Here is a 13,655-nt window from a genome sequence, read left to right as displayed (position 1 = left end):
ACGCGCGAGTCTTGCTATTTATAAATCGTGCACGAGCACATAAGCGACACGGACCGGTCCGTGCACCCCGACGATCAAGTTCATCTCGATATCGGCCGAGTTCGATGGGCCGGAGATGAAATTGACGCCGTTCGGTGACGCGAGGTCCCCATCTCGGTCCAAATCACTGAGCCGCTTCGCTGCTTGCGTCATCCGGGGGACGAGCACCGATTTTGGGATGATGGCGATATGATCTTGCGGCAACAAACTAATCGTCCGCGACTTTCCAGGCTTCGCATATTGAACGATCGTCGCGCTCTCGGCGAGCGCCTCGTCGGCGATCGTAATGCCGATATCGGCTTTGACGGCTAACGCCCGACTTTCATCCGGACGTTCTGCGTCCCACCAATCGAACGATTCGCTCGTCTTTGGTGCCCACGATTTGATTCGTTCGTCTTGCTCGGCGATGATGGCGGATCCTTCATAGCGTTCAATTAAAAGACGGAGCGTATCGTCGAGGTGAGCCGAATCGCACTCGACGACGTCCGTATGGATGCGCATCGCAACCATGCGAAACGTCTCAAGGAGCTCCTCTTCAGATGCGTCTTTCAACACCTCGTCTTGCGGGCGGTGCTTGTACACACGTTTGGGCGGGGTCAAGTCGACGTCACGTCCGAGTTGTTTGGCGATACGATTCAAAAAGTCTTCCCGATTCGTGATTGTTCCTGGATTCACTGTGCATTCCCCCGTTTCTTAAACCAGTCCCGTACGGTCTGTTTAGCCGGTTGCGGCATATCTTTCGAGTCGGTCCAAGCCGGTAAGCCTTTATCAATTTGGCCCGCCTTTGTGAACGGGGATGTGGCGAACGGCGCCATCTGTTCGGCCGCCTCGAATAAGAACGGGCTCGATGACGTGACGGCGAAACCTTTCATGGCGATGCGTTCGACGAACGGTGACTGCTTCTTCTCTTCGACGATGACGCGGCGATGCTCGATCAACAGCTCATGGAGCGGAATCTTGACCGGGCACGCTTCCGTACAGGCACCGCATAAACTCGAGGCGTAAGGCAATTCTTTATAATTCTCGTAACCGTCAAGGAGCGGTGCGAGCACGGCGCCGATCGGGCCAGGATAGATCGAGCCGTAGGCGTGACCGCCAATATGACGATACACGGGACAGACGTTGATGCAGGCGGCGCAGCGGATGCATTGCAGCACCGATTGGAACTGGGTGCCGAGAATCCCAGATCGCTTGTTGTCGACGATGACGAGATGGAACTCTTCAGGACCATCGACTTCACCGGCGCCTCTCGTGCCGGCGAACGTCGTGATGTATGAGGTGAGTCGTTGCCCGACGGCGCTTCGGCACAACATGTTGACGAGCACTTCGAACTCTTCGTATGACGGCACGATCCGTTCCATCCCCATGACGGAGATGACGGTATCCGGGAGCGATGTGACCATGCGGCCGTTCCCTTCGTTCGTGACGAGACCGACGGCACCGCTCTCGGCGATGGCGAAGTTACATCCAGTGATCCCGACTTCCGCTTTCAAGAAATCTTTCCGCAGCTCGCGACGAGCGTAACGGCCGAGTTCGGTCGGGTCGTTCGTTCCGACGTACCCGTGGGCCGTGAACGTTTCATGGACGGCGTTTCGATCTTTATGGAGCGCGGGGGCGACGATATGGGACGGTGGATCGTTGTCGAGTTGAAGGATCCATTCCCCGAGGTCCGACTCGACGACCGTACAACCCTCCTCATGGAGTGCCTCGTTCAAACCGATTTCCTCGGTCACCATCGATTTCGATTTGACGACGTGTTTCGCCTCTTTTGAGCGGACGACTTCACGGATGTATCGGTTCGCTTCTTCCGGTGTCTCCGCGAAGAAGACGTTGCCGCCGCGTTTCGAGATGTTCTCACTTAGCTGATATAAGTAATAGTCGAGATGTTCGAGCACGTGCTGGCGAATCTCTTCCGAATGGTCACGGAACGCTTCCCAGTCCCCGAGTTCGCCGGCAGCGTTCAGCCGACCGTCACGAAGCCGGTTTTGAGCCGAGCTGACAGCTTGGCGCATGAACGGGTTGTCGATCCCGTCTTTGCGACGTGCTTGAAACTTTTCATCTAGCCGAATCCCCATACTCATGCTTGTTTCACCCCTTCGTTCAACACTTCCGCGATATGCATCACTTTGATCGGATGCCCTTGCTTATGTAGGCGTCCGCCGATATTCATTAGACATGAGGCGTCCGCACCGATCAAGATGTCCGCTCCTGAGTTTAAGATCGACTCCACTTTCTCGTCGACCATCTGAACCGATACGTCCGGCATCTTGACCGAGAACGTCCCCCCGAAACCACAGCAGTTATGGACACCATCGAGCGGAAGCATCGTCAAGCCGTCAACATGTTTGAGCAGTTGTCCCGGTGCCGCCTCAATCCCGAGGAGACGCGTCATATGGCACGAGGCGTGATACGTCGCTTTGGCCGGAAACTTCGCCCCGACGTCTTTCACTTCGAGCACGTCGACGATGAATTGTGTCAACTCGAACGTCTTCGCCGCATGCGCCTCGGCCCGCGCTTTCCACGCTAGGTCGTCTTTGAATAAGTGTGGATAATCACGCATCATCATGACGCAAGAACCCGACGGCCCGACGATGTAATCGGCATCGGCTTTCTCGAACGTTTCAATCATGTGTTTGGCCACTTTTTTCGTCTCTTCATGGTAACCGCTGTTATAGGCGGGTTGACCGCAACACGTCTGCTCGAACGGGAAACTGACGTCACAACCGAGATGTTCTAATAGTTCGACCGTCGCTTGTCCTACCGATGGGAACAACGTATCGGAGAGACAAGTGACGAACAGCGCCACTTTAGGCATGTTCATTCCTTCTTTCCTGTAAATAGTGATATTCGTAAACGGTTTCAACTCCATTATTCCATAACAGAGCGACGAGAATAAAGAAAAATGGGGCGATTCTCACAAAAAACTGTAAAATCCTGTCTAATTGAGAACAGGATGATAATGAACGTGTATTCACAGCTTTTCTGCTATACGACAGTGATTCCCTGATTAATAACAGAAAAACCCTCGTCTTGCGACGAGGGTCAAATTAAATATTATAGGAAGAACATTTCCAAAATGAATAATCCCGCGAACAAATAGATGAGTGGGTGAACCGTCTCTTTGTTCATTGCCTTAAAGATCGGATAGAGGATGAAACCGAATGCGATCCCACGCTCGATGCTGCCTGAGAGCGGCATGATCAGAATCGTCATGAACGCCGGGAAGTATTCGCTGAAGTCCGACCAGTCAATGTAGCGGACGTTCGTCAACATGAGGGCACCGACGATGATGAGCGCCGGAGCTGTGATGGCGGCGACACCGGAGATGGCGCCGATAAGCGGGCTGAAGAAGAGCGTGAGTCCAAATAGGGCCGCGACGACAGCGGTCGTCAAACCGGTCCGTCCGCCTTGGGCGACGCCGGCAGCCGACTCGATATATGCCGTCGATGGGCTCGTCCCGACGAGCGAACCGCCCATCGTCGCGAGTGAGTCAGCGAACAAGGCTCGATGTCCATTCTCGATCGTGCCATCCTTTTTCATGAGGCCCGCTTGTTTGCCGACACCGACGAGCGTGCCGGTCGTATCGAACAGCGTGACGAGGAAGAATGACAATACGGCGCCGAACAGCCCGTATTGGATGACGTCGGTGAACGCCGTGACCGGATTGACCATGAGACCTTCCGGCAACGTCGGCATCGCCGTCACACCGTCGATTTTTAACAAGCCCATGAAATAGGCCACGATGCCCGTGATCACCATTCCGATGAGGAGTGAGCCCGGCACGTTCCGGGAGAACAGAAGCGCCGAGACGATCAAACCGCCGAGAACGAGCAAGACGCTCGGGGACGACAAATCACCAAGACGGACGAGGTTCGCCTCGTCTGCGACGATGAGTCCTGACAGTTTCAATCCGAGCGAAGCGATGAACAACCCGATTCCGGTCGTGATGGCATGTTTCAGTGACGCCGGAATCGCTTGAATCAGTTTCGTCCGAATTGGGGACAACGATAAGATCAAGAAAAAGACGGACGAGACGAAGACGACACCGAGCGCGGTCGACGGGGCGATTTGCTGTTGGGCGACGAGCGTGTAGGCGAAGAAGGCGTTCAAGCCCATCCCTGGTGCGACGGCGATCGGGAGGTTGGCGTAAAGCGCCATTAACCCGGTCCCGATTAAAATAGCGATAATCGTCGCTGTGAACGCCTGCGCGAACGGGATGCCGGCATCCGACAAAATCGCCGGGTTGACGACCGAGATGTAAGCCATCGTGACGAACGTTGTGACGCCGGCGGTCACTTCTTGTTTAACGTTCGTTCCATGTTGCTGTAAACGAAATAAGTTCATGAATAAGACTCCTTATGATGATGAATTTCCGAACATTAATAGTCCGGTTAATCAGAAATAAACGCTATCAACTTGATGACTATACAAAAATGAGGTTGAGTCGTCAATCATTTCGAATGAAAAAACTAAAAAACGTTCGAATTATTCATATATTGTTCGGAAATCGATGGAATAAAAATAAAGCTTGCTCTGAAACGCGTTTCAGCCTGTACGCTTGAATCAAAGGAGGGGAAATCCGATGAATGGATCAACATGGAAGACGTTTTGCAGCGGGATCGTCTATGAACTGGTGATTAATCAGTTGTACACGCCGTTCGGAAGAATGTTGTGTAGCCATTTTCAAGATGAATTCCTTCAGTTGCCAATCGAGGAACGGTTTCGTCTCGTACAGGCGATTCGCGTGCAAGTGATCGACAAGGGTGGCAGTCCAGATGCAAACTGGGTACACTATATGCAAAGACTGACAAACTGAGGTGAGACGAGTTGGCGAACATTCGAGATATCGCGAAACATGCAGACGTGTCCGTGACGACGGTATCGCGCGTCATCAATGCGCATCCGTACGTGTCTGACGAGAAACGAAAGCGGGTGCAGCGTGCGATGAAAGAGCTCGGCTACTTGCGGAATCAACAAGCGTTGACGCTCTCGACCGGGCGGACACAGCGGTTCGTCGTCATCTTGCCGTATATGGACCATCCGTATTATGGCTTGTTCGTCAACGGGTTGGCCAAAGCCGCGCTAGCGAAAGACTATCGACTCGTCATGTGGCAAACCGAATATCGGCTCGATCAAGAACGTCAAGCGCTCGACTTGTTGAAGCATCGGGAAGTTGACGGTGCGATCGTGTTGTCGCATACGATGACGTTCGAGGAGATGGAGACGTATCGAGCCTATGGTCCGATTTCCGTCGCGACGGTCGGTGCACCGGAGACGATTTCGTCTGTTCATGTCGATCATTACACCGCATTCCAAACCGGCCTTCGTGTCTTGACAGAGGCAGGCTATGAAGACGTCGGCATCGTCTTATCGAGGCCGGACAGTCCAAGCTCCATCGTGCGTCAGCAGGCATACTTCGATGAAGTGGCGTCCGCGCGTGAGCGATGGGTCTATAGCGGATACTTGACGAGTGAGGACGGGAAGCGGTTGGTCTCGGCTTTCCTCTCTGAACAGGAGCGCCCCCGTGCGCTCTTTTTCTCGTCTGACTATGTCGCGCTCGGTTTTTTAGGGGAAGCGACCCGTAGCGGCCTTCAGGTACCGCATGACATCGCTGTGCTCGGTTTTGACGGCCATCCGATTGGCCAGGCGTTCGGTTTATCGACGATGCGCTCCCCGAACGAAGACATCGGGCGCGCCTTGTTTGAGGCCACGTTCCAGGAAATGACGGGCGCGCCGGTCGTCCAGGAAAGTTTGACGGTCACGTACTTGTCAGGGACGACCCTCTAGGCAACTTCCTCGCTCGACTATTTCGAAACGATTAGAATGAAGACAGAAGTCGAGAGGAGGATGTCAGATGAAAATCAACGTGACAGAAGAAGCATTACAATTCTTTAAAGACGAGATGGAAGTGAAGTCAGGCCAGACGGTGCGCTTGTTTGCTAAGTATGGGGGTTCGACGGACTTGACGCACGGTTTCTCGGTCGGCGTCATCACAGAAGACATCGATAACGCGGCGGTTGAGACTGAGGCGGACGGGATTCGCTTCGTCGTAGCCGAACAAGACGAGTGGTTATTCCAAGGGCAGGACGTCAACGTCGAGATTCGCGGCGACGAAGTCGTGTTCGTGCAAGCGTAACATCACAATTCGTTAACAGATGGGTGACATCTGTTTGAATCAAACATCCGCGGGGAACAGTCTACGACATGACAAAACCGAAAGGGTGAAGACGCATGTCAGACAAAGACAAACGCGAACAAGAAGAACGTGAGAAGTTGAAACGCGATCAGCCCGACATCTCGCACGAGGAAGACTCAAAAGGGGATCATTCGGACCTCGAAGAGACGGACGAAGACGAACAAGCATAAAGAGCCCGCGGGCTCTTTTTGTTTTGCAATTGAAAGAACGGGCATAGACGTTATAATGGATGAGGGAAAACTATTCAGTGAGGAGAATGAACTATGAGTACAGTACTTGTCTTCGGACACAAAAATCCGGATACGGACACGATTTGTTCAGCGATCGCCTACGCGGAGCTGAAGAAGAAATTAGGGATGGACGCAGAGGCTGTCCGTCTCGGTGAAGTGAGCAACGAGACACAATACGCACTCGATCATTTCCGCGTCAAAGCGCCACGTCTTGTCGAACGCGTCTCAGACGAAGCGAACGCGGTCATCTTGGTCGACCATAACGAGTTCCAACAGAGTGCCGTCGACATCGAAGACGTGCGCATCCTCGAAGTCATCGACCACCACCGCATCGCGAACTTCCAAACGGCAGACCCGCTCTATTACCGGGCCGAGCCGGTCGGTTGCACGGCGACGATTTTGCTTAAACTCTACAAAGAGCACGGGATTGAGATCGCTCCGGACATGGCTGGTTTGATGCTCTCGGCCATCATCTCGGACTCGCTCCTCTTCAAATCACCGACGTGCACGGACGAGGACGTCAAAGCGGCGAAAGAGCTTGCCGAGATCTCTGGGACAGACGTCGAGACGTACGGTCTTGAGATGTTGAAAGCCGGTGCTGACTTGAGCCAAAAGACGGTGCCTGAACTGATCACGCTCGACTCGAAAGAGTTCGCGATGGGCGACTACCGTGTGGAAATCGCACAAGTGAACACGGTCGACGCGAACGACGTATTGAACCGTAAAGCGGACGTCGAAGCAGCGATGGCGGTGAAGTTGTTGGACAAAGAGCTCGACCTGTTCGTTCTTGCCATCACGAACATTTTGACGAACGACTCAGAAGCGCTCGTCGTCGGTGAGAAAAAGGACTTGTTCGAGAAGGCGTTCAACGTTGAACTTCAAGAAGGGTTGGCGACACTTCCTGGCGTCGTGTCACGGAAAAAACAGATCGTACCTGTGTTAACAGAGACGGCGACGAACTGACGTATGAATGAACATCCTGGAGACGGGATGTTCATTTTTTTATGGGGAATTGGGAAAAGTAGCCTTATACTGAACGAGGAAGAGTTTATGATAAATCGAACGATGAACGGGGGGCACAGATGAACAAGAAGCGAATCGGCTGGATGATGGGACTCGGGTTTGGGGTGTGTATCGGAATTTTCTATCTAGGTAACGTGATGACCGTTCAACCGGAGAAGATATCCGGAAACGGGAATCCGGCGCTCATCGGCCTGTTTCTCCTTTTCTTTTTCATCCTGTTTTTTATGCTCGGCTGGATGGAACTGATGGCGAACGTGCGCCCACGTTTGTTATGGTACGGCTTCGTCTTTATCCCGATGTTGCTCGTTGCGGGGTATCGCTATCAGATGAATGCATTCGACCGATACCGGACGTACGTGACGGATATCGTCTTAAATCAGGAGGGACGTGGAGGCTTAGACTACGCAAATAGTATCACGAGCGACGTCTTTTCCATCTACATGAACAATCAACTGTTCAACGTCAATACGTTCTTCATGTACGTCGGGTTGACACTGTGGATCGGAATCGCCCTGATGTTGTTGAACACGAAGGCAAAACCGGACCGTTAACGTAAACAAGGCTCGAAGCGTCTGCTTCGAGCCTTTATGATGCTTGTTAAGATTTTCGTTGCAACCCATACGTCCCGATGCGCCACAACTTCTCGAACGGTCCGTAACGGTGTGACTTCAGCCACCACATCGAGAAGAACGCTTGGGCAATCAAAATCGCGATGCTCAAGAACAAACCTTCCGTCAACGACAGGCGACCGTAGTAGCCGAGGGCGATAACGGGCAAAACGACGACGAGGGTGTGCGTCAAATAGTTCGTCAGCGCCATCCGACCGAGCGCTTGGAGCGGGCGGAATGCGCGCCCGTTGCGGACGGCGATCGTGAATAGACAGACGTACGTCGTCGCGAGTAACTTCCCAGAGACGAGGACGGCAATCAAGTTCACCCAGTAATAGGCGTCGCCGCCACCGTAATGGTGCCACAAGATGACACCGAAAAACGGCAAGGCGAGCACGGCGCAGACGATGGCCGTCCGTGTCAGTCCTTGAATGGTCCACGTGAGTAGCTTTCGCTCCCGTCCGATATAGAGGCCGAACAAGAAGATACTTAAAATTTCAATCCCGACGAGAAGGGAGTTTGAGATAGCAGCAAAGATTTCGACGTTCAGACGATAATCGAACCAAACACTGAACCCGTCATTGAAGACGGTCGGGAACGGAACACCGGAGTTGAACGATCCGCCGTTGGTCCATTCCACGAGCGCGGATGAGACGTAAAGCAAGAAGAAACTTCCGAGCAATAAACTCCACGCCCACGTCAAGATGGCCCGATTACTCAAGCGATAAAACAAGGGAAGCAGTAAGCCCCACATCGCATACGTATGTAAGATGTCACCCGACCAGATGGCCAGGTGAGCGAGTCCGAACAAAAATAGAATGACGATACGTCGGACGTAGCGGCTCGCCGACTCGCCCCGAGCGTACGAACGCTCGAGGAAAATCGAGAAGCCGATGCCGAACAACAGCGAGAAAATCGTGTAAAACTTCGTCTGGACGAACATGTCGAACAGCGTCCGGACGAGCAAGTCACTTCCGGTGTAGTCGGGGCGACCGAACATCCAGTCGCTCCCGAGCATGCTCGGGATATTGACGAGAAAAATGCCGCATAAGGCAAATCCTCGAATGATGTCGTAAAGAACGATCCGTTCGTTCAATTGGATTGGGCCAGTCATGCGACACTTCCTCTACAAGTTAGAATACTTTCGTCGTCCACGACTCACAGTTCCAGACGTCTGTAACGATGTCTTGATAGAACTCTGGTTCGTGACTGATGAGTAGGATACTGCCTTTATATTCTTTCAACGCACGCTTCAACTCTTCCTTCGCATCGACGTCCAAGTGGTTCGTCGGCTCATCGAGGAGGAGAAGGTTCGACTCGTTGTTTTGAAGCTTACAGAGGCGGACTTTCGCCTTCTCGCCACCACTGAGCACCGCGATTTTACTCTCGATATGCTTCGTCATGAGCCCACATTTCGCGAGCATGGCCCGGACTTGTTGTTGGTTGAGCGATGGGAACTCGCTCCAAATTTCTTCGATACACGTGTTGTTGCTGACGGCCGCTTCTTGTTCGAAGTAACCAATCTCCAAGAACTCACCGCGTTCGACCGTGCCTTCGAGCGGATTGATCAACCCGAGAAGACTCTTCAACAGCGTCGTCTTCCCGATTCCGTTCGCTCCGACGAGCGCGATTTTCTGACCGCGTTCCATTTGCAGGTCGAGCGGACGTGAAAGCGGCTCATCGTACCCGATGACGAGGCCTTTGGCGTCGAAGATGAGACGGCCTGACGTGCGGGCCTGAAGGAAGCGGAACTCTGGCTTCGGACGTTCCGCACTCAGTTCGATGACGTCCATCTTGTCGAGTTTTTTCTGACGTGACATCGCCATGTTCCGAGTCGAGACGCGTGCCTTGTTCCGGGCGACAAAGTCTTTCAAGTCGGCGATTTCCGCCTGCTGGCGTTTGTAGGCCGACTCGAGCTGCGAGCGCTTCATCTCGTACACTTCCATGAACTTATCGTAGTCGCCGACGTAGCGCGACAAGTCTTGGTTTTCCATGTGGTAGACCAAGTTGATGACGCTATTCAAGAACGGGATATCGTGGGAGATCAAAATGAACGCGTTGTCGTAGTTTTGAAGATAACGCTTCAACCACTCGATGTGGACCTCGTCCAAATAGTTCGTCGGCTCATCGAGGAGGAGGATGTCCGGCTTCTCGAGAAGCAACTTCGCGAGCAACACCTTTGTCCGTTGCCCACCGGAGAGGTCCGTGACGTCACGGTCGAGCCCGACGTCTAGAATACCGAGACCACGCGCGACTTCCTCGACTTTCGCATCGATGATGTAAAAGTCGTTCGAGTCGAGCGTCTCTTGGAGCTCACCGACTTCTGCGAGCATGTCTTCCATTTGCTCCGGTGTCGCGTCACCCATCTCCATGTAGAGTTCGCCGATGCGTGTCTCCATGTCGATCAAGTATTGGAACGCGCTCTTTAAGACGTCCCGGATGGTCATGCCGCGCTCGAGGACCGCGTGCTGGTCGAGGTAGCCGACACGGACGTTTTTCGCCCATTCGATTTTTCCTTCATCCGGTTGCAATTTACGTGTGATGATGTTCATGAACGTCGACTTTCCTTCACCGTTCGCCCCGACGAGGCCGATATGTTCGCCTTTCAATAGGCGGAAAGAGACGTCGTTTAAAATAGCGCGGTCACCGAAGCCGTGGCTCAAGTTTTGTACCGATAATATACTCATGTGTTGTATTCGTTCCTTTCAAATTTGACTATCCGATATTGTAGCATGAATTGAAAAAAATTAGTACGCCAGTCCAATCGATTGGCGGATGAACAGCTGGTCTTCAGCGGCATTCAACATGAACTGGGCGACGTCGGCCCGGGAGATTTGTTTCCCGTTGTCTGGAATCCCATCGACGGACACGCGATACACCGACGTCCGGGGACCGTCCGTCAGTTGCATCGGCCGGACAATCGTATAATCGAACGACGAGTTGCGCCACAAATCGACCGCGGCCCGGTGATCACGGAGCGGCTTTCGGAGCATGAACGTGACGACTTTTCCGGCCAGCCCGGGAATCTCCTGGTCGATTCCGGCCGAGGCGAGATAGATGATGCGCGTCACGCCGTTCGCTTTCATCGCCGGGACGAGTGCGTCGGTCACGCGGGCGAGGAAGTCCTCATCCGAAAGGTCGGTCCCGAGACAGCTGACGACCGCGTCATGACCATTCATCGCGTCCGTCAATGCAGACACGTCCGTCACGTCGCCCTCGATGATTTCAAGTTGTGGCGTCGGAATCAATTTTTTCTGTTCCCGGACGAAAGCCGTGACGTGATGGCCATGTTCGGTCGCTTGGTCGACGAACTGGTGACCGGTCCGGCCGGTCGCGCCTAATACAAATAGCTTCATCGCATAATCGCTCCCATCCTGATTCGTATACGTTCAGTATACAGCAGTTTCAGAAAAATCGAACTTTTAGCTATCCGTTCAGAAAGTGTTGCTTTTCCAAAGATATCGTCTACAATAAGTTCTATCTTATAAATAAATAGATTCGCACTCGTATATCCGTGAGAATATGGCTCACAAGTCTCTACCGAACCACCGTAAATGGTTCGACTACGGGTGGCGCTAGTCGTGTGTATTCGTCATGTCTCCATGCGGTTCGTTGCCTCCCGAGTTGGGGTGACGAATCGCATTTTTTTGTTGGAGGGAATAAGATGAAACGATTAGAAGACAAGATTAGAGAAGAAGGACAAGCCTTGTCCGAACACGTATTGAAAGTCGATGCGTTCTTAAACCATCAAGTCGATCCGGTCTTGATGCAAGACATCGGGAAAGCGTTCGCTGAGCGGTTCGCCGATCTCGACATCGACCGCATCGTCACGCTCGAGTCGAGCGGAATCGCGCCGGCGATGATGACGGCACTCGAGATGAACGTCCCGTTCGTCTTCGCCCGAAAACGTAAGTCACTGACACTCCAAGACGACCTCGTCGAAGCGGACGTCTACTCGTTCACGAAGCAAGAGACGAACCGCATCAGTTTGAGCCGACGCTTCGTAAAACCCGGAGAACGCATACTCGTCATCGACGACTTTCTCGCGAACGGGGAAGCGGCACTCGGGTTGACTGAACTCGTCGAGTCAGCTGGGGCGACGGTCGCCGGTATCGGCATCGTCATCGAAAAGTCGTTCCAACCAGGACGCGAGAAGTTACTCGCACGCGGTTATCGTGTCGAGTCGCTCGCACGAATCAGTAAACTTGAAGCGGGACACATCTCGTTTGTGGAGGCTGTGCGATGAATACGTTCAAGACGGCCAGTCTCGGCTTCCAACATTTACTTGCGATGTACACGGGCGCGGCCATCGTCCCGCTCATCGTCGGCGGTGCCATCGGGCTCGGTCCGACGGAACTCGCATACCTCGTCGCGATTGATTTATTCATGTGCGGCGTCGCGACGCTGTTACAAGTATGGACGACCCGTTTCACCGGTGTCGGTCTCCCGGTCGTGCTCGGCTGTACGTTCACCGCGGTCGGCCCGATGATTGCGATCGGGAGCTCGAGCGGCATCACCGCTATTTACGGCGCACTCATCGCGAGCGGTATCATCGTCATTCTAATTTCTGGTTTCGTCGGAAAACTGGCCCGTTTCTTCCCGCCGGTCGTGCTCGGTTCGGTCGTGACGGTCATCGGCTTGTCGCTCATCCCGGTCGCCATCAACGATATCGGCGGTGGCGCGGCAGGGGAGCCTGGATTCGCCTCGATGCAAAACTTGGCGCTCGGTGGACTCACAATCGGTCTCATCATCGTCTTGAATCGGGTCGGGACGGTATTCACCCGTGCGGCAGCGGTTTTGTTTGCCGTCTTGATTGGGACCGGTGTGGCCGCCATGCTCGGACTCGTCGACTTCAGCCCTGTCCGAGAGGCGAGCTGGTTCCAGATGGTGCAACCGTTTTATTTCGGGATGCCGACGTTCAACGTCTCGGCTATCCTCGTCATGACGCTCGTTGCCATCATTTCCATGATTGAATCGACAGGCGTGTTCTTCGCGCTCAGTGACATCACGAAAAAACCGATTGGCTCGAACGAATTGACGAAAGGCTACCGGGCTGAAGGGGTCGCGACGATTCTCGGTGGCATCTTCAACAGCTTCCCGTACACGACGTTCAGCCAAAACGTCGGACTCGTGCAACTGTCGGGCGTCAAATCCCGTCGTGTCATCTTTTGGACGAGTGGGCTCTTGATTTTACTCGGTTTCTTACCGAAAGTGGCGACGTTCACGACACTCATCCCGAAACCAGTGCTCGGCGGGGCGATGCTCGTCATGTTCGGGACGGTCGCCGCATCCGGGATTCGCATCTTGAGCCAAGTCGATTTCTCGAAGAACGAGAACCTCGTTACAATCGCGCTCTCGATTGGCATCGGGCTCGGCATCACGGCCAACCCAGGAATCGTGGCCAACATGCCGGAACCGATTCAATTGTTCACTGATAGTGCGATCGTCGCTGGTTCGTTCACCGCATTGTTCTTGAACGGATTCTTCCGTCTCGTCGACCGCTTCCGTCCGGTCGAAGTCGTTGCCGAGGAACGGCAAGTCAGCTAGACTGAAAGCAAC

At 53.6% G+C, this 13,655-nt stretch carries 15 protein-coding genes and 1 riboswitch; of the genes, 8 read left to right on the top strand and 7 right to left on the bottom strand.

What is annotated here, in order from left to right; all coding sequences use genetic code 11:
• Positions 1-18: 18 nt before the first annotated feature.
• From KB235_RS00645 to KB235_RS00630, 4 genes are all read right to left on the bottom strand, one after another.
• Positions 19-714, bottom strand: coding sequence for a LutC/YkgG family protein (locus KB235_RS00645; protein ID WP_211780101.1), 696 nt, complete (start codon positions 712-714; stop codon positions 19-21).
• Positions 711-2,114, bottom strand: coding sequence for a LutB/LldF family L-lactate oxidation iron-sulfur protein (locus tag KB235_RS00640; RefSeq protein WP_024370899.1), 1,404 nt, complete (start codon positions 2,112-2,114; stop codon positions 711-713). Before KB235_RS00640 ends, KB235_RS00645 begins: the two co-directional genes overlap by 4 nt.
• A gap of 2 nt (positions 2,115-2,116) precedes the next feature.
• Positions 2,117-2,854: a (Fe-S)-binding protein gene (locus KB235_RS00635; RefSeq protein WP_211780100.1), complete on the bottom strand. Its 738-nt coding sequence runs from the start codon at positions 2,852-2,854 to the stop codon at positions 2,117-2,119.
• A gap of 239 nt (positions 2,855-3,093) precedes the next feature.
• Entirely contained in the window at positions 3,094-4,383 is a 1,290-nt protein-coding gene (locus KB235_RS00630; protein WP_024370897.1) for an NCS2 family permease, read from the bottom strand.
• A gap of 238 nt (positions 4,384-4,621) precedes the next feature.
• Between KB235_RS00630 and KB235_RS00625 the strand changes: the two genes are divergently transcribed.
• From KB235_RS00625 to KB235_RS00605, 6 genes are all read left to right on the top strand, one after another.
• Positions 4,622-4,855, top strand: a complete 234-nt coding sequence (locus KB235_RS00625; RefSeq protein WP_034805217.1) for a hypothetical protein — start codon at positions 4,622-4,624, stop codon at positions 4,853-4,855.
• A gap of 11 nt (positions 4,856-4,866) precedes the next feature.
• Positions 4,867-5,826 carry a LacI family DNA-binding transcriptional regulator gene (locus tag KB235_RS00620; RefSeq protein ID WP_034805214.1) on the top strand — a complete coding sequence of 320 codons (960 nt, stop codon included), beginning with the start codon at positions 4,867-4,869 and terminating at the stop codon, positions 5,824-5,826.
• A gap of 67 nt (positions 5,827-5,893) precedes the next feature.
• Positions 5,894-6,175: a HesB/YadR/YfhF family protein gene (locus KB235_RS00615; protein ID WP_029333828.1), complete on the top strand. Its 282-nt coding sequence runs from the start codon at positions 5,894-5,896 to the stop codon at positions 6,173-6,175.
• Positions 6,176-6,270: 95 nt separating this feature from the next.
• Positions 6,271-6,405, top strand: coding sequence for a hypothetical protein (locus KB235_RS15740; protein ID WP_255344253.1), 135 nt, complete (start codon positions 6,271-6,273; stop codon positions 6,403-6,405).
• Between the two features lie 93 nt (positions 6,406-6,498).
• Positions 6,499-7,428 (top strand): manganese-dependent inorganic pyrophosphatase, encoded by a 930-nt coding sequence (locus KB235_RS00610; RefSeq protein WP_034816799.1) that lies wholly within the window; start codon positions 6,499-6,501, stop codon positions 7,426-7,428.
• Between the two features lie 119 nt (positions 7,429-7,547).
• Positions 7,548-8,039, top strand: coding sequence for a hypothetical protein (locus KB235_RS00605; RefSeq protein ID WP_034805208.1), 492 nt, complete (start codon positions 7,548-7,550; stop codon positions 8,037-8,039).
• A gap of 46 nt (positions 8,040-8,085) precedes the next feature.
• Here KB235_RS00605 and KB235_RS00600 read toward each other — a convergent pair whose 3' ends face one another.
• The 3 genes from KB235_RS00600 to KB235_RS00590 are packed head-to-tail and all read right to left on the bottom strand — an operon-like array spanning position 8,086 to position 11,452.
• Positions 8,086-9,210 (bottom strand): DUF418 domain-containing protein, encoded by a 1,125-nt coding sequence (locus KB235_RS00600; RefSeq protein WP_034816797.1) that lies wholly within the window; start codon positions 9,208-9,210, stop codon positions 8,086-8,088.
• A gap of 19 nt (positions 9,211-9,229) precedes the next feature.
• Positions 9,230-10,783 carry an ABC-F family ATP-binding cassette domain-containing protein gene (locus tag KB235_RS00595; protein WP_034805204.1) on the bottom strand — a complete coding sequence of 518 codons (1,554 nt, stop codon included), beginning with the start codon at positions 10,781-10,783 and terminating at the stop codon, positions 9,230-9,232.
• A 60-nt stretch (positions 10,784-10,843) separates the two neighbouring features.
• Complete coding sequence (locus KB235_RS00590) at positions 10,844-11,452, bottom strand: NAD(P)-dependent oxidoreductase (protein WP_211780099.1); 609 nt, start codon at positions 11,450-11,452, stop codon at positions 10,844-10,846.
• 128 nt (positions 11,453-11,580) lie between these two features.
• Positions 11,581-11,682, top strand: a riboswitch (purine riboswitch).
• A 78-nt stretch (positions 11,683-11,760) separates the two neighbouring features.
• Between KB235_RS00590 and KB235_RS00585 the strand changes: the two genes are divergently transcribed.
• Together KB235_RS00585 and KB235_RS00580 are read left to right on the top strand one after the other, a co-directional pair.
• Positions 11,761-12,342, top strand: coding sequence for a xanthine phosphoribosyltransferase (locus tag KB235_RS00585; protein WP_034816795.1), 582 nt, complete (start codon positions 11,761-11,763; stop codon positions 12,340-12,342).
• Positions 12,339-13,643, top strand: a complete 1,305-nt coding sequence (locus KB235_RS00580) for a nucleobase:cation symporter-2 family protein (RefSeq protein ID WP_211780098.1) — start codon at positions 12,339-12,341, stop codon at positions 13,641-13,643. The genes KB235_RS00585 and KB235_RS00580 overlap by 4 nt, the downstream gene beginning before the upstream one ends.
• Positions 13,644-13,655 lie beyond the last annotated feature (12 nt).

The sequence above is a fragment of the Exiguobacterium alkaliphilum genome (genome assembly GCF_018138125.1).
In the GTDB taxonomy this organism is placed as follows: Bacteria; Bacillota; Bacilli; order Exiguobacteriales; family Exiguobacteriaceae; genus Exiguobacterium; species Exiguobacterium alkaliphilum.
The sequence above is the reverse complement of the archived record's forward strand: the minus strand, read 5'-3'. Positions and strand labels throughout refer to the sequence as shown.

What these genes read in the sequence shown, in the direction of transcription:
- KB235_RS00640 (WP_024370899.1), bottom strand. Translation starts at nt 2,114, where the DNA reads ATGGGGATTCGGCTAGATGAAAAGTTTCAAGCACGTCGCAAAGACGGG.
- KB235_RS00590 (WP_211780099.1), bottom strand. Translation starts at nt 11,452, where the DNA reads ATGAAGCTATTTGTATTAGGCGCGACCGGCCGGACCGGTCACCAGTTC.
- KB235_RS00595 (WP_034805204.1), bottom strand. Translation starts at nt 10,783, where the DNA reads ATGAGTATATTATCGGTACAAAACTTGAGCCACGGCTTCGGTGACCGC.
- KB235_RS00635 (WP_211780100.1), bottom strand. Translation starts at nt 2,854, where the DNA reads ATGCCTAAAGTGGCGCTGTTCGTCACTTGTCTCTCCGATACGTTGTTC.
- KB235_RS00630 (WP_024370897.1), bottom strand. Translation starts at nt 4,383, where the DNA reads ATGAACTTATTTCGTTTACAGCAACATGGAACGAACGTTAAACAAGAA.
- KB235_RS15740 (WP_255344253.1), top strand. Translation starts at nt 6,271, where the DNA reads ATGTCAGACAAAGACAAACGCGAACAAGAAGAACGTGAGAAGTTGAAA.
- KB235_RS00615 (WP_029333828.1), top strand. Translation starts at nt 5,894, where the DNA reads ATGAAAATCAACGTGACAGAAGAAGCATTACAATTCTTTAAAGACGAG.
- KB235_RS00610 (WP_034816799.1), top strand. Translation starts at nt 6,499, where the DNA reads ATGAGTACAGTACTTGTCTTCGGACACAAAAATCCGGATACGGACACG.
- KB235_RS00600 (WP_034816797.1), bottom strand. Translation starts at nt 9,210, where the DNA reads ATGACTGGCCCAATCCAATTGAACGAACGGATCGTTCTTTACGACATC.
- KB235_RS00585 (WP_034816795.1), top strand. Translation starts at nt 11,761, where the DNA reads ATGAAACGATTAGAAGACAAGATTAGAGAAGAAGGACAAGCCTTGTCC.
- KB235_RS00625 (WP_034805217.1), top strand. Translation starts at nt 4,622, where the DNA reads ATGAATGGATCAACATGGAAGACGTTTTGCAGCGGGATCGTCTATGAA.
- KB235_RS00580 (WP_211780098.1), top strand. Translation starts at nt 12,339, where the DNA reads ATGAATACGTTCAAGACGGCCAGTCTCGGCTTCCAACATTTACTTGCG.
- KB235_RS00605 (WP_034805208.1), top strand. Translation starts at nt 7,548, where the DNA reads ATGAACAAGAAGCGAATCGGCTGGATGATGGGACTCGGGTTTGGGGTG.